The sequence below is a fragment of the Dorea sp. 210702-DFI.3.17 genome (assembly GCF_020560825.1).
Lineage (GTDB): Bacteria > Bacillota > Clostridia > Lachnospirales > Lachnospiraceae > Dorea > Dorea formicigenerans.
Map to the genome: position 1 here is coordinate 154563 of NZ_JAJCNB010000001.1, position 17640 is coordinate 172202.

Genomic DNA, 17640 nt, shown 5'->3' on the forward strand with positions numbered 1-17640 from the left:
AATTAATTATGTAAATTCTCAAAATAATAAACCATTATTGAAAATACATTTTTAAAAATATATAGATAGGAGATTGTTATTATGGAAGGATACATTCATTCCACAGAAAGTTTTGGTTCTGTAGATGGACCAGGAGTTCGCTTTGTCATTTTTACTGCAGGATGTCCCATGCGTTGTCAGTTCTGTCATAACCCGGATACATGGAATATGAAAACAGGTACACTGACTTCTACGGATGACCTGATCAAAAAAGCTCTCAGATATCGTTCTTACTGGGGGAATGAAGGTGGCATTACTGTCAGTGGTGGTGAACCGCTTCTTCAAATTGATTTTCTGACTGAACTTTTTAAAAAAGCAAAGGAAAATGGAATTCATACAACACTAGATACAAGTGGTAATCCTTTCACAAGAGAAGAACCTTTCTTTAGCAAATTTAATGAATTAATGCAATATACAGATCTCATTTTGCTTGACATCAAACACATTGATGAAAAGGAGCATATACGTCTGACAGGGCATACGAATAAAAACATCTTAGATCTGGCAACTTATCTGTCTGATATGAAGAAGCCTGTCTGGATCAGACATGTTCTTGTTCCTAAGCGCAGCGACAAAGATGAATATCTGGACAGACTGCATGAATTCATTCTGACTCTTCATAATGTAGAACGCGTAGAAGTTCTACCATATCATACACTTGGTGCATACAAATGGAAAGAACTTGGTATGGAGTATCCATTAGAAGGAATTGATCCTCCGACTGCTGAGCGTGTAGAGAATGCCAGAAAACGTCTTGGAGCATTTTAATAATACCAATTTATAATTTGATAAAAGAAACATATAGCTTATGATATTTTAAAGCTGTGTGTTTCTTTTTTACTTCAGTAATGAAAGACATACCTTCATTCATACATTATTACAAACGATATTTTCATAAATTGAAAAATGGAGTTTTATGAGTATAGATTTGGAAAATAGCAAAAGAAAAGCTGCCAAAGCATCCAAATTTCCAGAAGATGTTGTTCTTGGAATGCCTAATGTTGAAATTCTGGGACATTCTGAAATGCGAATTGAAAATTATCGGGGACTGATTGAATATACAGATCAACTCGTTAGAGTTCAGACAAAAATCGGTCAGATACGAATTACCGGAAAGCACCTTCAAGTTGATTCTTATACAAATGATGATATGAAAATTACGGGGAAAATTCAGAATATTGAATATCAGACATAAGGTGGAGGATTCATTCATTGCTTTTAAAAATATATCAATATATTCGAGGATATGTAAGAATCCGGATTACCGGTCATCGTATGGAACGGTTTATTAACGCATGCAATTACCGAAAAATAAAAATCTGGGATTTATCAGCCAGCGATGGCTCTTACGAAATGAATCTATGGGTAAAAGATTTCAAAAAGCTGCGTCACATTTCTCATAAAACTTCCACAAAAATTACGATTGTAAAAAAATATGGACTTCCTTTTTATCTGTTTGACCATCGAAGACGCAAGCTTTTCTTTGCTGGCATATTTGCTGCCACCGTTTTGCTATTGATAATGTCTGGTTATATCTGGGATATTGAAATCCTTGGCACACATACACAGACCGAAGAAGTCATAAGAACATTTCTAAAGGAGAATCATGTAAATACCGGCATACGTCGCGGAAACATTGATTGCGACCGTATTGTAAAAGATATTCGGAAAGGATTTGACGACATCATCTGGGTATCTGCATCTATAGAGGGGACCAGACTAATCATTCAAATCAAAGAAAACGAAGATGCTAAAATAGACAATAAAACAGATAATAAAACAGATATAAAAGAGGATATATATCCAAATTCTGATGCTGGGACGGACCTTGTTTCAGATTCCACAGGGACTATTGTACGCATTATCACTCGAAAAGGTATTCCTATGGTGCGGGAGGGAACATCTGTAAATCCCGGTGATATTCTTGTTTCCGGTCAGATTCCTATTCTTAATGATGCAAAAGAGATCACAGGATATGAGTCCTGTCATTCAGATGCTGATATTTTCATCCAGACTCAACTTCATTACGAGAATACTTTGCCCAGAAAATACGTAAAAAAAACAAGTGTAAAGTTCCCCCGTTTGTTCTATCTGTATTTTCGCATTGGTAAATATCGTCTGTCACCATTTTTCATCTGGTCTCCGTATGAACACTATTCAAAAAGCACAATGGAGTCACGGCTGAAACTTCTAGATCATTTTTATCTGCCGGTATATATCGGCGTTGTAGGTCTGACCCCTTATAAACCTGTTATGAAAAAATATACAGATCAACAGCTTCAAGACAAATTGAACAGATATTTCTTAAGATATTGTGAAGATTTAGATAAAAAGGGGGTAGAAATTATTCAGAATGATGTTAAAATAGACACAGGGTCAAAAGAGGGAGCTATATCTGGTACACTGACCATCATCTGCAATACCGGACAGTCCCGACAATCTGAGATTCCGCAGCTTCCGAATGATCCGGAAGAACAAATTGAACAATTAGGAGAATAAGATATATGGGAATTATGGAAACTGTTCTTGAAATCCCGGCTGAGCATGAAGCAAATGTATTCGGGCAATTTGATGCTTTTGCAAAAAAGATTGAGCGCTCCCTTCATGTGACACTGATTTCCAGAGATGGTGTTGTCAAGATCATGGGGGACAGCAATGCTGCAGAGCGCGCAAGAAATGTACTCTCACAGCTTCTTGAATTATCCCGTCGAGGTAACACGATTTCAGAACAAAATGTGAATTATACGCTGGCACTTGTCATGGAAGACAGTGAAGATAATGTCTTGGAAATTGATAAAGATATTATCTGTCACACCTTACAGGGGAAGCCGATAAAGCCAAAGACACTTGGGCAAAAACAGTATGTAGATGAAATTCGGGAAAAAATGATTGTCTTTGGACTAGGTCCTGCCGGAACAGGAAAGACATACCTGGCCATGGCTATGGCAATCACTGCATTTAAAAATAATGAAGTTGGTAGAATCATTCTGACAAGGCCTGCCATTGAGGCGGGAGAAAAGCTTGGATTTCTTCCGGGAGATCTGCAAAGCAAGATTGATCCTTATCTGCGTCCGCTTTATGATGCTCTTTATCAGATTATGGGAGCAGAAAACTTTTTAAAAAATTCTGAAAAAGGACTGATTGAAGTTGCACCACTTGCTTACATGCGTGGTCGTACATTAGACAATGCATTTATCATTCTGGACGAGGCTCAGAACACAACTCCGGCGCAGATGAAGATGTTTTTAACAAGAATCGGATTTGGCTCAAAAGTTGTAATTACCGGTGATGAAACACAAAAAGATTTGCCAAGTGGTCAGACTTCCGGACTTGATGTAGCTGTCCGTGTTGTCGGCAAGATCAATGACATTGGAGTATGCCGTCTTACAAGCAAAGATGTTGTCCGCCATCCGCTTGTCCAGAAAATTGTAAAAGCTTACGAAGAATACGAGACAAAGACACAGAACAAATCAAGAAATCGCAGCCGAGAGAAAAGGAGAAAATCATGACATTATTTTATGAAGAAGAAGGGGCATTAAAGCTCCCTTTTGATTGCCAGGCGCTTGCCCGTGAAGTCATAAATGGCGCATTGGAATATATTCATTGTCCATATGAAGTTCAGGTCAATCTCTTACTCACTATGAATGATGAGATTCATGAGATGAACCGGGATTTTCGTAACATTGATCGTGCAACAGATGTACTTTCTTTCCCGATGCTGGAATATGAAACTCCGGGAGACTTCTCTCATTTTGAAAGCGAAGAAGACTGCTTCGATCCGGAGACAGGTGAGCTTCTGCTTGGAGATATTGTGATTTCCAAAGAAAAAGTCATCGCACAGGCTGAAGAATACGGTCATTCCGTCAAACGTGAATACGCTTTCCTGATTGCACACTCGGTCCTTCATCTTTCCGGTTATGATCATATGGAAGAAGAGGAACGTATTGAAATGGAGACTCTTCAGCGTGAAATTTTAAATGAGCTAAATATATTACGTTAATATGGAGTAAATTATGAGTGAAAACAAAAGTGAAACCGGGAAGAACTTTCTCGTTCAGGGTTCCATTCTGGCTATAGCCGGAGTCATAACTAAAATTATCGGAGCAGTGTACCGAATTCCCCTCGTAAATATACTGGGTGATAAAGGTATGGGCTACTACGGAGTCGCGTTTCAGATTTACGCGATTGCACTTACACTGACTTCTTACAGTCTGCCCCTTGCAGTATCCAAGCTTGTCTCTGCAAGACTTGCAACAGGACAATATAAAAATGCATATCGCGTCTTTCGGGGTGCCATGACATTTGCAATTGCAGCAGGCGGTATCGTCGGTGCCATCATATTCTTTGGCGCTGATTTTATCGCATCGAATCTGATGGCAATGAAAATGAGTGCGTTAGCTTTGCGAGTATTGGCTCCGTGCATTCTGATCGTGGCAATCCTTGGTGTATTCCGTGGATTTTTCCAGGGAAATGGATCCATGGTTCCGACAGCTGTTTCCCAGATCATCGAACAGATTGTCAATGCAGTTGTCAGCGTAGTCGGTGCTTACATGCTCCTTAAGGTTGGTAAAGAAGTTGCTGCCCAGAAAAATAATGATTCTTATGGTGCGGCTTATGCAGCATCTGGCGGTACACTAGGTACAGTGATGGGAGCACTTGCTGCGTTATTATTTTTATTTTTCTTATTTTTAGCTTTCCGGAAGAAATTCCGCCGTCAGATAGAGCGTGATCGTGGAAATAAAACTGAAAGTTATAAGAGAGTTTTTAAAGTGCTTCTATTAACGATTGCACCTGTTATTTTAAGTGCAACGGTCTACAATCTTTGTGGTGTTGTAGATAATGCTATGTTTGGGACAATTATGTCTATTCAGGGGCATAAAGAAAGCGAATATGCCGCCCTTCTTGGTATTGTAACTGGAAAATACGATACACTGATGAATGTGCCTCTTGCGATTTCCAGTGCCTTTGGATCTTCCTTGATCCCAAGCATTGTACTGACTGCAAAGACCGGAAACCGCAGACAGGTTCATGAAAAGATTGATATTTTTACGCGTTTTAATATGATTATTGCGATTCCATGTGCAGCCGGATTTATCGTACTTGCAAAACCACTTCTGGATTTATTATTCTTTACAGAGAATAATACTCTTGGCGGTGTATTATTACAGATGGGAGCAATCTCTGTTGTATTTTACAATCTTTCTACTGTAACGAATGCAGTACTTCAGGGACTCGATAATATGATGGTACCGGTAAAAAGTGCCGCCATCTCTCTTGTTATACATATCATCTCCCTGTTCCTTATGATGGTTGTTTTCAAATGGGGCATTTATGCAGTTGTTTTGAGCAAGATTGTTTTTTCTCTTTCTACCTGTATTTTAAATGCACACGCATTGAGAGAACGAATCGGATATGTTCAGGAGCAGAAGAAAACATTTGTCATACCGGCAATTGCCTCGATCATTATGGGAATCGTTACACTTGTTGTACATTTGTTATTTGAATTGTTCGTAGGAACAAGAATTGCAACTGTCATTGCATTGTGTGTTGCTGTTGCAGTTTACGGTGTTGCGCTTGTACTTCTTGGCGGTGTAACAGAAAAAGAGCTATCTTCCATGCCAAAGGGACCAATGTTAGTCAAAATATGCAAGAAAGCTCATTTATTCCGTTCCTAGGCTGTTCTTAATGCTGCATGACACGGATCATGAATAGAAGTAAATAATAAAGTCAATACTGTACTTAAAAAGGAGATATTTCCATGAAAAGTAAGTACAGTATTGGCTTTTTAAGTTGTTGTGCATGCCTGATCATCGCCATGACATTTGCATATCAGTTCAGTTATCAAAAAGCAAAGGCGAGAGCTGAAAAACTAAAATTAGAAGAGCAGCAGACCATGGAAAATGAAGATTCATCTTCTGTCACGACCGGCAGCAAGGCTTCCAAAAATGACTGCTATTATCTGATGGAAGTGAACGGATACATTGTTGTGTATTTCAGCGATAAGAAAACACCTTATGAGTATACAGACATTCATTATGATGAACTTCCAGAACTTTTAAGACAGGAAATCAGAAATGGAAAGTACATTGAAAGTACCGCTGAGCTTTATGGCTTTCTCGAAAATTATTCCAGTTAATGTATACAACGAATGTACAAATGTATCGTTGATTTTTCTGTAGACTTCTTGTTCCGGATAGTGTAAGATAAATAGATGACGTCTTTATTAAGAAAGGAACGAAAGCACATGGACGAAAGCAAAATTGCCCGTATTAATGAACTCTATCACAAATCCAAAGAGGTCGGATTAAGTGATGCAGAATTAAAAGAACAGCTTATCTTAAGAAAAGAATATATTGACAGCGTCCGCCGTAATCTTAGGGGACAGCTTGACAACATTTCTGTCAAAGAGGCAGATGGAAGTATTACGAATCTAGGTGAAAAATATGGAAACAAAAAAGTCCATTAGGCAGATTATCCGTAAGCAACGCAAAGAACTGGATCCAATTATCTGGCAGTCACAGACGGCTGAAATCTGTCGTAAGACATGCGAACTGGATATATTCCGGGAAGCAACAGATATTTATTGTTATATAGATTTCGGAGGGGAAGTGGGGACTCGGCCACTTATGCTGGAAGCCTGGAAACTCGGAAAAACTGTCTGGGTTCCGAAGGTTCACGGCGAAACAATGGATTTTTATGAAATTACTTCTTTTGATGAATTAAAACCTGGTGCTTATGGTATTCTCGAGCCCGATGCAGGTATTCCGGCATCGGCAGACGACGGACTTATGATCATGCCAGGAGTTGCCTTTGATACAAACCGCCATCGTATCGGCTATGGAGGCGGTTATTATGACCGATATCTGGAGTCACATCCTCAGCTTCATACACTAGCACTGGCTTTTGATATGCAAGTCTTATTTGAAGTCCCGGCAGAGGAACAAGATATTAAGCCACAGCTTCTTGTGACAGAAACAAACATTTATCAGGAAGGATAATATTATATATGGAATTACCAAAAGATCCAGTCATGCTTCTTAGCGTGATCAATACAGAACTCAGAGATAAATATCCATCGCTGGACGCACTATGCGAAGACCGCGAAATCACGAAAACATCTATTACAGATACGTTGAAAGGGATTGATTATGAATACGATAACATCAGGAATCAATTTGTCTGATCCTGCACCGCATAAGGAACCGGAAAGACAATATTATTTCATAGAAAAAGCGAAAGAATACGTAAGAAAAGAAGCAGAAGAAGCAGGAAGGCCGATGACTTTCTGCGTCACAACCTTTGGGTGTCAGATGAACGCTCGCGATTCGGAAAAATTACGTGGAATTCTACTTGAAATAGGCTACGAAGAAGCGTCTGAAGAAGAGGCAGATTTTGTAATCTTTAATACATGTACTGTCCGGGAAAATGCGAATACGAGAGTTTACGGACGCCTTGGCCAGTTAAAGTCACATAAAAAGAAAAATCCACATATGAAGATTGCCTTGTGCGGCTGTATGATGCAGGAACCGGAAGTTGTAGAAAAACTTCGTACAAGCTATCGCTTCGTAGCTCTTATTTTCGGCACACATAACATTTATAAATTTGCGGAACTAATTACTGCAGTTTACGAAAGTGGCCGCATGGTCATTGATATCTGGAAAGATACTGATAAGATTGTCGAAGATCTTCCAAACGACAGGAAATATTCCTTTAAATCCGGAGTCAACATTATGTTTGGCTGCAATAATTTCTGTAGTTACTGTATCGTGCCATATGTAAGAGGACGTGAGAGAAGTCGTAAACCAGAAGCAATTGTGCGGGAAATCGAACGTCTTGTAGCTGATGGTGTTACAGAAGTTATGCTTCTTGGACAAAATGTAAATTCTTACGGAAAGAACTTGGAAGAACCGTTGTCCTTTGCAGAACTACTACAAAAAATCGAGCAAATTGAGGGACTTCACCGAATCCGCTTTATGACTTCCCACCCAAAAGATCTTTCTGATGAATTGATCGAAGTGATGGGCAAGAGTAAAAAAATCTGTAAACACCTTCATCTTCCCGTACAATCCGGAAGCAGTCGTATTTTAAAGAAGATGAACCGCCATTATACAAAAGAACAGTATCTGGAACTGGTAGATAAAATCCGTGCCGCTGTGCCGGATATCTCCCTGACAACAGATATTATTGTCGGATTTCCTGGTGAGACGGAAGAGGACTTTCTAGAAACTTTAGATATTGTAAGAAAAGTGCGATACGACAGTGCGTTTACATTTATCTACTCCAAGAGAACCGGAACACCTGCTGCCACAATGGAAGATCAGGTTCCGGAGGATGTTGTAAAAGATCGTTTTGACCGTCTCCTGAAAGAAGTTCAGACAATTGCAGCAGAGGTATGTGCTGTACACGAAGGAACCATTCAGGAAGTGCTGGTCGAATCTGTCAGTGACCATGATGACCATATGGTGACCGGACGACTCAGCAATAACATTCTTGTTCATTTCCAGGGAGATGCATCTATGATCGGCGATTATGTCAATGTGAAGCTGGATCAATGTAAAGGCTTCTATTATATTGGAGAACAGGTATAGAAAAATATACCAGTGATGCTATTGATAAAACGAGTAGAAAACGCTCACACTATTTTGTAAGAACAGATAGTGAGGGCGTTTTTACATGAAGAATAGCTTATCAAAGAAAAATATTTATTTAAAAAATGTAAGTGAATATCTTGTACTATGGGCTGTCGGAGGATGTATTTATTATGGGATTGAAGTCTTATTTCGCGGTTTTTCACATATAAGTATGTTCATGCTTGGCGGACTGTGTATGCAGTTTTTTACATGGCAGGGACGGCTGACAGAATGGCAGGATGCTCTGCCAAGACAGATTACACGTTGTACGATCTTTGTTGTGAGTATGGAATTTATCACTGGAATTATCGTAAACAAATGGTATCACCTGGCAGTTTGGGATTATTCGGATATGCCATTGCAGTTATGGGGGCAGATTTGCCTTCCCTTTGCGCTTATTTTTTCTTTTTTATGTACTATGGGTATCCTTCTGTCCGGATATCTGCTTCATTGGTTCTATAGAGAACCAATGCCACATTACCGCATTTGGTAGTGTTACATCATCCGTTTTGATATTTGATAAACATGTGGCAGGTAGTGATAACTAATCTTTTCCTGTTTGTCTAAAATTTCGTCTTTCATGAAACAGGATGAGATGTTATAATATAAAGATGCCGAAGTTTCGAGATTGCCAATGGCATTCCTGAATTCACAAGTATTACACAAGAGGAGATAAAAAAGTGGCTGAATTAACACCTATGATGCAGCAGTATATGAAAACAAAAGAAGAATACAAAGACTGCATTTTATTTTATAGACTGGGAGATTTCTATGAGATGTTCTTTGATGATGCACTGGTAGCATCAAAAGAACTGGACATCACCCTTACCGGAAAAAACTGTGGACTGGAAGAACGTGCACCGATGTGCGGTGTCCCGTTCCATGCAGTAGACGGTTATCTGAACCGGCTCGTATCTAAAGGTTACAAGGTCGCCATCTGCGAACAGATGGAAGATCCAGCAACTGCAAAAGGAATTGTCAAACGTGAGGTTGTCCGGATTGCCACACCTGGAACGAACCTGGATATGCAGGCATTAGACGAGACAAAGAACAACTACATTATGTGTGTTGTCTACATGGAAGATCGTTTTGGGTTGTCTGTCGCTGATGTTACGACCGGCGATTATTTTGTTACGGAGATTAATACAGAAGAAAAACTGTTTGACGAAATCTATAAACTTATGCCGTCGGAACTTATCTGTAATGAAGCATTTTTCATGAGCGGCATGAACATCGAAGATTTGAAGAACCGCCTTGGAATTACCATTTATTCACTGGATCCATGGTATTTTGATGATGCGATCTGTCAGGATACATTAAAAGAGCATTTCAAAGTCGGATCATTGACTGGTCTTGGTCTTGCAGATTATGACTGTGGGATCATTGCTTCCGGAGCCCTTTTGATCTATCTGAAAGAGACTCAGAAGACATCTCTTTCCCATATGTCGCGTTTGATTCCATATGCCGCCGGAAAATATATGCTCCTTGACAGTTCTACAAGACGGAATCTTGAACTTTGTGAGACTTTAAGAGAGAAGCAGAAGAGAGGGAGCCTTCTCTGGGTACTGGATAAGACGAAAACCGCTATGGGCGCCAGAAATCTCCGGAAATATATTGAACAGCCACTGGTTCAGAAAAATGATATTGAAAAACGTCTGGATGCTCTCAATGAGCTTTTAGATAACGCGATTTCAAGAGAAGAGATCCGGGAATATCTGTCGCCAATCTACGATCTTGAGCGTCTGGTCAGCAAGATTACATATCAGTCTGCGAACCCGAGAGATATGATCGCATTTGAAAGTTCTCTTTCTATGCTGCCTCATATCAAATATATTTTAAGTGAGATGACAAGTCCGCTTTTGAAAGAACTTTATGAAGATTTAGATACGCTGGAAGATCTGTGCACACTGATCAAAGATGCAATCAAAGAAGATCCGCCGCTTGCCATGAAGGAAGGCGGTATTATCCGCGACGGGTATAATCCGGAAGTCGATAAGCTCCGCTCGGCTAAGTCTGACGGGAAAGACTGGCTTGCAAAACTGGAAAGTGACGAGCGTGAGAAAACCGGCATCAAAAATCTAAAGATTAAATACAATAAAGTATTCGGCTACTATCTGGAAGTGACCAATTCTTTTAAAGATCTGGTTCCGGATTATTATACAAGAAAGCAGACCCTTGCCAATGCAGAGCGTTATATTATTCCGGAATTAAAAGAACTGGAGGATACGATTCTCGGTGCGGAAGATAAGCTTTATTCTCTGGAGTATGAGCTTTACAGTGATATCCGGAGCCGTGTTGCCAAAGATGTTGTCCGTGTCCAGAAAACTGCCAAAGTGATCGCCCAGATTGATACACTGGCTTCTCTGGCTCTTGTTGCAGAGCAGAATAATTATGTGCGTCCGAAGATAAATGAAAAAGGTGTCATTGACATCAAAGACGGCCGTCACCCGGTAGTTGAGAAAATGATTCCAAATGATATGTTCATTTCCAATGATACATATCTGAACGATAAAAAAGACCGGATCGCAATTATAACGGGACCGAACATGGCCGGAAAGTCTACCTACATGCGCCAGACAGCCCTGATTGTTCTGATGGCTCAGATTGGTTCTTTTGTTCCTGCCTCCAAAGCCGACATCGGTCTGGTAGACCGTATCTTTACCCGTGTAGGAGCTTCCGATGATCTGGCAAGTGGTCAGAGTACATTTATGGTCGAGATGACGGAAGTCGCAAATATTTTAAGAAATGCCACTAGCAAGAGTCTTTTAATACTTGACGAGATCGGCCGTGGAACGAGTACATTTGACGGGCTCAGCATTGCCTGGGCAGTCATCGAACATATCAGTAACAGCAAACTTCTTGGTGCTAAGACTTTATTTGCCACACATTACCACGAGCTGACCGAGCTGGAAGGCAAAATAGATAACGTGAATAACTATTGCATTGCTGTTAAAGAGAACGGCGACGATATCATTTTCCTTAGAAAAATTGTCAAAGGTGGTGCGGACAAAAGTTATGGTATCCAGGTAGCGAAGCTTGCAGGGGTGCCGGAGTCTGTTACTGACCGGGCAAAGGAAATTGTAGAAGAACTGGTTCAGACGGATATTACAAGCCGGATCAAAGATATTGCTGTTTTGGGTGCCCCAAAACCTAAGGCGAAAAAATATGATGACGTGGATCTGGCTCAGATGTCATTGTTCGATACAGTGAAAGATGATGACGTATTAAAAGAGTTAAAAGAGCTTGATCTTGGAAACCTGACACCAATTGAAGCACTCAATACCCTTTATCAGCTTCAGAACAAATTAAAAAACAGGTGGTAGACCATGAGTAAGATACAGGTATTAGACCAGATTACAATTGATAAAATTGCCGCCGGGGAAGTCATAGAACGTCCGGCATCCGTAGTCAAAGAGCTTGCTGAGAATGCAATTGATGCCGGTGCGACTGCTGTAACTGTCGAGATCAAGGAAGGCGGCATTACATTTATGCGAATCGCTGACAACGGAATCGGAATTGATAAAGAAGATGTCCGTGCTGCATTTTTACGCCATTCTACAAGTAAGATCCGAAGTGCAGAGGATCTTGCACACATTTCATCTCTTGGTTTCCGCGGTGAAGCACTTTCCAGTATTGCAGCGGTCTCTCAGGTAGAGCTTCTGACCAAGACAAAGGAAGCAGAATTTGGCGTGCGATATAAGATTGCCGGTGGAAAGGAAGAATCACTTGAAGATGCCGGTGCCCCGGATGGCACGACATTTTTGATCCGACAGCTTTTCTACAACACACCTGCCAGAAGAAAGTTTTTAAAAACTGCTATGACAGAGGCAAGTCACGTCGGAGACCTGGTCACAAGACTGGCGTTGTCTCATCCGGAAGTTTCCTTCCGTTTTATCAACAACGGTCAGGTTAAACTTCATACTTCCGGCAATGGAAATTTGAAGGATGTCATCTATCATATATACGGACGGGAGATTGCATCGAATCTGATTGAAGTAGATTTTGAAAGAAAAGGAATCCACATTACCGGATATCTTGGAAAGCCCTTGATTTCCCGCGGCAACCGTAATTTTGAAAATTATTTCGTAGATGGAAGATACATTAAGAGCAGTATCATCTCCAAGGCAATTGAAGACGGATATAAAGATTTTACTATGCAGCACAAATACCCATTTGTCGTGCTTTACCTGGATGTAGACACAGAACATGTAGATGTTAATGTGCATCCGACCAAGATGGATGTCCGTTTTAATAATCAGCAGGAGATTTATAATACCCTGTTTGCAGCTGTCGATGACGGACTACATGAACGGGAGCTGATTCCCGAAGTGACATTGGATGATATAAAAATTCCAGAAGAACCGAAAGATTGTAAAAGTAATTTTCCAGAAGAACCGAAAGAGTCGAAGAAGAATCTGCCGAAAAAAAGTGAGGCAGAACATACCGAAAAGCTGCGAACCTCTTTGCAGTCACCACAAAATGAAGATGAAAAGCTGCAATACTTTATGAATGAGATGAAGAAAAGAGTATATTCTTACCATGAAGCACTGCACGAAAACAAGCAAGAAACAACACCTGCTTTATCCAATACCGACTCCTGTAAACCGCAGAAAAATGTATCAGTGCAGGACTCCTATAAACCGCAGAAAGATATACCGGTGCAAGACTCCTATAAACCGCAGAAAAATATACCGGTGCAAAACTCTTATAAACCACAAAGAAATGTGCAGGCACAAGGCTCGCAGATCGCAGAGGCGCCAAATTATACTGCAAAACAAGTTCCTGCGAAAAAGCCACAGCAGCTCAATTTCTTTGAAGAAAAACTTCTGGAGCCACAGGCAAAAGCGGAACATAAGATTATCGGCCAGGTCTTTGATACCTACTGGCTGGTAGAATTTCATGATAACTTATATATTATCGACCAGCATGCAGCTCATGAGAGAGTTCTGTATGAACAGACATTGAAGGGCATGAAGACACGGGAGTTTACTTCTCAGCTTATTAGTCCGCCAATCATACTGAATCTGTCTATGCAGGAGGCAGAACTTCTCAGACTTTATATGGATCAGTTCACAAGGATCGGCTTTGAGATAGAAGAATTCGGGCAGGATTCCTATGCAGTCCGCGCTGTACCGGACAATCTGTTCAGTATTGCAAAAAAAGAACTGCTCATGGAGATGATCGACAGTCTGTCTGATGAAATCAACCGAAATGCGCCATCTAATCTGATTGACGAAAAGATTGCATCTATGTCCTGTAAGGCAGCTGTCAAAGGAAATATGCGATTGAGCGCTGCAGAAGTAGACACATTGATCACGGAACTTCTGTCACTGGACAATCCTTATCACTGTCCACATGGGAGACCCACCATTATCGCCATGTCAAGGCGCGAACTGGAAAAGAAATTCAAACGTATTGTTTAATATCGAATATGAAAAATGTAAGGGATGATATATCATGCAAAAACAACCTTTAATCATTCTCACCGGACCTACTGCAGTCGGTAAAACAAAGGCTTCCATTGGTCTTGCAAAAGCAATTGGTGGTGAGATTATTTCTGCAGATTCCATGCAGGTCTACAAATATATGGATATTGGTTCCGCAAAAATCCGTCCGGAAGAAATGCAGTATGTTCCACATTACTTAGTAGATGAACTGGAACCGGATGACGAATTTCATGTTGTCCGTTTTCAACAGATGGCAAAAGAAGCTATGAAAAAGATCTATGCTGCCGGGCATATTCCAATTGTAGTAGGCGGAACCGGATTTTATATTCAGGCACTACTTTATGATATTGATTTTACAGATAATGATAATGACACCTCGCTCCGCGCAGAATTAGAATCATTTGCAAAAGAACATGGCGCAGAGGCACTTCATGAAAAACTCCGCGAAGTGGACCAAAAGTCGGCAGAAACTATCCATGCAAATAATATAAAGCGAGTCATTCGGGCATTGGAATTTTATCAGAAAACCGGAATGAAAATTTCTGAACACAATGAAACAGAGCGGCAAAAAGAGTCGCCCTATCAATTTGTATATTTTATCTTAAATGATGACCGCAAGAACCTGTACCGCCGTATAGATCTACGAGTCGACCAGATGATAGAAGAGGGGCTTGTCGCGGAAGTTAAGGCTTTAAAAGCGCGTGGCTATGACCGCAGTATGGTTTCTATGCAGGGACTTGGATATAAAGAAATTCTGGACTATCTGGACGGAGCATGCACATTAGAAGATGCCATTTACAAAATCAAACGAGATACAAGACATTTTGCAAAACGTCAGATTACATGGTTCAAGCGAGAGAAGCATGTGACATGGATTAATAAAAAAGATTACAATTATGATGAAGATAAGATTCTGGAAGTGATGCTCGAATCTATTAAAAAAGATATTTTGGAGGAACAATCATGTTAAATATAGAAGATATGTATCTGGAAATGGGAATCCGCAGAGAGGTTTACGATTTCGGAAGCCAGATTGAAGGAACTTTAAAAGAACGTTTTGATGCCATCGACAAAGTGGCAGAGTACAATCAGTTGAAAGTCGTGCATGCAATGCAGAAATGTAAAGTCAATGCCGGCTGTTTCAAATACGCCAGCGGATACGGTTATGACGACCCGGGACGTGACACACTGGAAGAAGTGTACGCAGAGATTTTTCATACAGAAAGTGCTCTTGTAAGACCGCAGATCACATGCGGAACTCACGCACTGGCACTGGCACTGGCTGCAAATCTGCGCCCGGGCGATGAGCTTCTATCTCCAGTCGGAAAACCTTATGACACATTGGAAGAAGTCATTGGAATCCGCCCATCGAATGGTTCTCTTGCGGAGTACGGAATTTCCTATCGCCAGGTAGATCTTCTGGAAGGCGGTGCATTTGACTATGACAATATCAAAAAAGCAATCAATGAAAAGACAAAGCTTGTAACAATCCAGCGTTCCAAAGGATATCAGACAAGACCAAGCTTTTCCGTCTCACAGATTGGAGAACTGATCGCATTTGTAAAGAGTATCAAACCAGACGTTATCTGTATGGTCGATAACTGTTACGGTGAATTTGTAGAGAGGATTGAGCCAAGTGATGTGGGTGCAGATATGGTCGTTGGTTCCCTGATCAAGAACCCGGGCGGTGGACTTGCGCCAATTGGCGGATATATCGCAGGACGAAAAGATCTGATTGATAATTGTGGATACCGCCTGACTTCTCCAGGACTTGGAAAGGAAGTTGGTGCATCTCTCGGTGTCATGCAGTCCTTCTTCCAGGGACTTTTCCTGGCACCGACTGTGACAGCAGGTGCTTTAAAAGGAGCCATCTTTGCAGCAAACATCTACGAAAAATTAGGTTACAGTGTCATTCCAAATGGTACGGAGAGCCGCCACGATATTATTCAGGCAGTAGAACTTGGAACACCGGAAGGTGTCATCGCATTCTGTAAGGGAATCCAGGCTGCTGCCCCGGTTGATTCCTATGTCACACCAGAACCATGGCCGATGCCAGGATATGACAGTGATGTGATTATGGCAGCCGGAGCATTTGTTCAGGGATCCTCTATCGAGCTGAGTGCCGATGGCCCGATCAAAGAGCCATATGCAGTGTATTTCCAGGGCGGACTTACATGGCAGCATGCAAAGCTTGGAATATTAATGTCCTTAGAGTACATGGTAAGAGAAGGTCTTGTGACAGAGTTATAATATAAAGTTAAGGAGTACAGATATGAAAACACTTGCAATTATCGGAGGCGGTGCTTCCGGTATGTTGGCGGGCATCACCGCCCTTGAGACAAATCCAGACATTCAGGTCATTATCTTTGATCAGAAGGATATTCTTGGAAAGAAAATTTTGTCTACCGGAAATGGGCGCTGTAATCTGACAAATAAAAACATGTCTTTGGATTATTTCCGAAGTGATGAGCCGCAATTGATTTCTTCTGTTCTAAAAGCCTTTGGATATTCGGATACCATTCGTTTTTTCGAAAATCTGGGACTTCTGATGAAATCCAGAAATGGATACATTTATCCGAGATGTGATCAGGCGTCTGTCGTCCGTTCTGTTCTGGATAATCGTTTAATAGAATTGGGCGCAGACATCAGACGTGAGAACGCAGTGACATCCATATGCCGGACAAAAAAAGGATTCCAGATTGAAACCGGCAGCGAAAAAATTCAAGCTGACCGCATCATTCTATCAGCTGGCGGAAAAGCTTCTTCGAAACTCGGCTCTGATGGCAGCGGTTATAGTCTTGCCAAATCACTGGGGCATTCTGTTGTGCCGGTTGTTCCGGCACTGGTGCAGTTAAAAGTAAAGGATTTTGCCTTTCAAAAAGCTTCAGGAGTCAGGACAGATGCAAAAGTAACAGCCTTGATCAACGGGCGTATGGCTGCCTCAGATACCGGCGAACTTCAGATTACCAATTATGGCATATCCGGAATTCCTGTATTCCAAGTCAGCCGCTATATTTCCAGGGCTTTATATGAAAAGAAAAATGCGCAGGTTATGATTGACTTTCTGCCAGAATTAGAGGAAGCTTCACTTAGAGAACTATTTAGCAAAAAGCTTCAGCACCTGAGCGAGAACCAAAAGGCAAAACCGGAAGACCTTCTGACCGGAATTCTTCACACAAAACTAATTCCGGAAATACTCCGAATCTCAGGCATCCGTTTTTCTGCGAAACTAAATATGATCAAAGGAGCAGAACTTACAAGACTGTGTGAGGTCATAAAGTCTTGCAGGTTAAACATTTCTGATACCAACGGGTTTGACAATGCTCAAGTTAGCGCAGGCGGTGTCAGTTTAAAAGAAGTAGATATGGAGACGATGCAGTCCTGTATTACAAAAGATCTCTATCTTGCCGGAGAACTTCTTGACGTTGATGGAATTTGTGGCGGTTATAATCTACAGTGGGCATGGGCTACCGGTTATCTGGCAGGAAAACATGCGGCATCTGATCTATAACAATTGCTTTAAG

The 17640-nt window shown here is 41.0% G+C and carries 17 protein-coding genes; all 17 read left to right on the forward strand.

The annotated features are described in order from the left end of the window. Positions 1 to 81 precede the first annotated feature (81 nt). The 17 genes from pflA (at position 82) to LI149_RS00795 (ending at position 17627) form a co-directional block, all read left to right on the forward strand. The gene (pflA, locus tag LI149_RS00715) at positions 82 to 807 is read left to right on the forward strand and encodes a pyruvate formate-lyase-activating protein (RefSeq protein ID WP_005332673.1); all 726 of its coding nucleotides are present in this window, start codon (positions 82 to 84) and stop codon (positions 805 to 807) included. Between the two features lie 148 nt (positions 808 to 955). Beyond that, positions 956 to 1234 (forward strand): sporulation protein YqfC, encoded by a 279-nt coding sequence (yqfC, locus tag LI149_RS00720; RefSeq protein ID WP_005332674.1) that lies wholly within the window; start codon positions 956 to 958, stop codon positions 1232 to 1234. Positions 1235 to 1251: 17 nt separating this feature from the next. After that, positions 1252 to 2538: a sporulation protein YqfD gene (locus LI149_RS00725; RefSeq protein ID WP_173786036.1), complete on the forward strand. Its 1287-nt coding sequence runs from the start codon at positions 1252 to 1254 to the stop codon at positions 2536 to 2538. A gap of 5 nt (positions 2539 to 2543) precedes the next feature. After that, complete coding sequence (locus LI149_RS00730) at positions 2544 to 3548, forward strand: PhoH family protein (RefSeq protein WP_227142869.1); 1005 nt, start codon at positions 2544 to 2546, stop codon at positions 3546 to 3548. Beyond that, positions 3545 to 4039, forward strand: coding sequence for an rRNA maturation RNase YbeY (gene ybeY / locus LI149_RS00735; RefSeq protein WP_005332677.1), 495 nt, complete (start codon positions 3545 to 3547; stop codon positions 4037 to 4039). Before LI149_RS00730 ends, ybeY begins: the two co-directional genes overlap by 4 nt. Before the next feature lie 13 nt (positions 4040 to 4052). After that, complete coding sequence (locus LI149_RS00740) at positions 4053 to 5714, forward strand: polysaccharide biosynthesis protein (protein ID WP_173786034.1); 1662 nt, start codon at positions 4053 to 4055, stop codon at positions 5712 to 5714. A gap of 83 nt (positions 5715 to 5797) precedes the next feature. Next, the gene (locus LI149_RS00745) at positions 5798 to 6175 is read left to right on the forward strand and encodes a hypothetical protein (protein ID WP_117494288.1); all 378 of its coding nucleotides are present in this window, start codon (positions 5798 to 5800) and stop codon (positions 6173 to 6175) included. 108 nt (positions 6176 to 6283) lie between these two features. Next, the gene (locus LI149_RS00750; RefSeq protein WP_005336417.1) at positions 6284 to 6505 is read left to right on the forward strand and encodes a DUF896 domain-containing protein; all 222 of its coding nucleotides are present in this window, start codon (positions 6284 to 6286) and stop codon (positions 6503 to 6505) included. Then, positions 6483 to 7037 carry a 5-formyltetrahydrofolate cyclo-ligase gene (locus tag LI149_RS00755; protein WP_173786032.1) on the forward strand — a complete coding sequence of 185 codons (555 nt, stop codon included), beginning with the start codon at positions 6483 to 6485 and terminating at the stop codon, positions 7035 to 7037. Before LI149_RS00750 ends, LI149_RS00755 begins: the two co-directional genes overlap by 23 nt. An 8-nt stretch (positions 7038 to 7045) precedes the next feature. Further along, complete coding sequence (locus tag LI149_RS00760) at positions 7046 to 7222, forward strand: DUF4250 domain-containing protein (protein WP_005332682.1); 177 nt, start codon at positions 7046 to 7048, stop codon at positions 7220 to 7222. Continuing rightward, positions 7188 to 8627, forward strand: coding sequence for a tRNA (N6-isopentenyl adenosine(37)-C2)-methylthiotransferase MiaB (miaB, locus tag LI149_RS00765; protein WP_227142870.1), 1440 nt, complete (start codon positions 7188 to 7190; stop codon positions 8625 to 8627). Before LI149_RS00760 ends, miaB begins: the two co-directional genes overlap by 35 nt. 85 nt (positions 8628 to 8712) lie before the next feature. Next, complete coding sequence (locus tag LI149_RS00770; RefSeq protein ID WP_173786031.1) at positions 8713 to 9162, forward strand: hypothetical protein; 450 nt, start codon at positions 8713 to 8715, stop codon at positions 9160 to 9162. A gap of 205 nt (positions 9163 to 9367) precedes the next feature. Further along, positions 9368 to 11992, forward strand: coding sequence for a DNA mismatch repair protein MutS (gene mutS / locus LI149_RS00775; RefSeq protein WP_173786051.1), 2625 nt, complete (start codon positions 9368 to 9370; stop codon positions 11990 to 11992). A gap of 3 nt (positions 11993 to 11995) precedes the next feature. Further along, positions 11996 to 14092 carry a DNA mismatch repair endonuclease MutL gene (mutL, locus tag LI149_RS00780; RefSeq protein ID WP_227078250.1) on the forward strand — a complete coding sequence of 699 codons (2097 nt, stop codon included), beginning with the start codon at positions 11996 to 11998 and terminating at the stop codon, positions 14090 to 14092. A 34-nt stretch (positions 14093 to 14126) separates the two neighbouring features. After that, the gene (gene miaA / locus LI149_RS00785) at positions 14127 to 15086 is read left to right on the forward strand and encodes a tRNA (adenosine(37)-N6)-dimethylallyltransferase MiaA (RefSeq protein WP_227142871.1); all 960 of its coding nucleotides are present in this window, start codon (positions 14127 to 14129) and stop codon (positions 15084 to 15086) included. Then, positions 15080 to 16366 (forward strand): methionine gamma-lyase family protein, encoded by a 1287-nt coding sequence (locus tag LI149_RS00790; RefSeq protein WP_227142872.1) that lies wholly within the window; start codon positions 15080 to 15082, stop codon positions 16364 to 16366. Before miaA ends, LI149_RS00790 begins: the two co-directional genes overlap by 7 nt. Positions 16367 to 16388: 22 nt before the next feature. After that, positions 16389 to 17627 (forward strand): NAD(P)/FAD-dependent oxidoreductase, encoded by a 1239-nt coding sequence (locus LI149_RS00795; RefSeq protein WP_173786027.1) that lies wholly within the window; start codon positions 16389 to 16391, stop codon positions 17625 to 17627. The last annotated feature ends 13 nt before the right edge of the window (positions 17628 to 17640 follow it).

Bases quoted from the DNA above. Each gene is read 5' to 3' on its own strand.
- pflA (WP_005332673.1), top strand. From the start codon at position 82: ATGGAAGGATACATTCATTCCACAGAAAGTTTTGGTTCTGTAGATGGA.
- yqfC (WP_005332674.1), top strand. From the start codon at position 956: ATGAGTATAGATTTGGAAAATAGCAAAAGAAAAGCTGCCAAAGCATCC.
- LI149_RS00730 (WP_227142869.1), top strand. From the start codon at position 2,544: ATGGGAATTATGGAAACTGTTCTTGAAATCCCGGCTGAGCATGAAGCA.
- ybeY (WP_005332677.1), top strand. From the start codon at position 3,545: ATGACATTATTTTATGAAGAAGAAGGGGCATTAAAGCTCCCTTTTGAT.
- LI149_RS00740 (WP_173786034.1), top strand. From the start codon at position 4,053: ATGAGTGAAAACAAAAGTGAAACCGGGAAGAACTTTCTCGTTCAGGGT.
- LI149_RS00745 (WP_117494288.1), top strand. From the start codon at position 5,798: ATGAAAAGTAAGTACAGTATTGGCTTTTTAAGTTGTTGTGCATGCCTG.
- LI149_RS00750 (WP_005336417.1), top strand. From the start codon at position 6,284: ATGGACGAAAGCAAAATTGCCCGTATTAATGAACTCTATCACAAATCC.
- LI149_RS00755 (WP_173786032.1), top strand. From the start codon at position 6,483: ATGGAAACAAAAAAGTCCATTAGGCAGATTATCCGTAAGCAACGCAAA.
- LI149_RS00760 (WP_005332682.1), top strand. From the start codon at position 7,046: ATGGAATTACCAAAAGATCCAGTCATGCTTCTTAGCGTGATCAATACA.
- miaB (WP_227142870.1), top strand. From the start codon at position 7,188: ATGAATACGATAACATCAGGAATCAATTTGTCTGATCCTGCACCGCAT.
- LI149_RS00770 (WP_173786031.1), top strand. From the start codon at position 8,713: ATGAAGAATAGCTTATCAAAGAAAAATATTTATTTAAAAAATGTAAGT.
- mutS (WP_173786051.1), top strand. From the start codon at position 9,368: ATGATGCAGCAGTATATGAAAACAAAAGAAGAATACAAAGACTGCATT.
- mutL (WP_227078250.1), top strand. From the start codon at position 11,996: ATGAGTAAGATACAGGTATTAGACCAGATTACAATTGATAAAATTGCC.
- miaA (WP_227142871.1), top strand. From the start codon at position 14,127: ATGCAAAAACAACCTTTAATCATTCTCACCGGACCTACTGCAGTCGGT.
- LI149_RS00790 (WP_227142872.1), top strand. From the start codon at position 15,080: ATGTTAAATATAGAAGATATGTATCTGGAAATGGGAATCCGCAGAGAG.
- LI149_RS00795 (WP_173786027.1), top strand. From the start codon at position 16,389: ATGAAAACACTTGCAATTATCGGAGGCGGTGCTTCCGGTATGTTGGCG.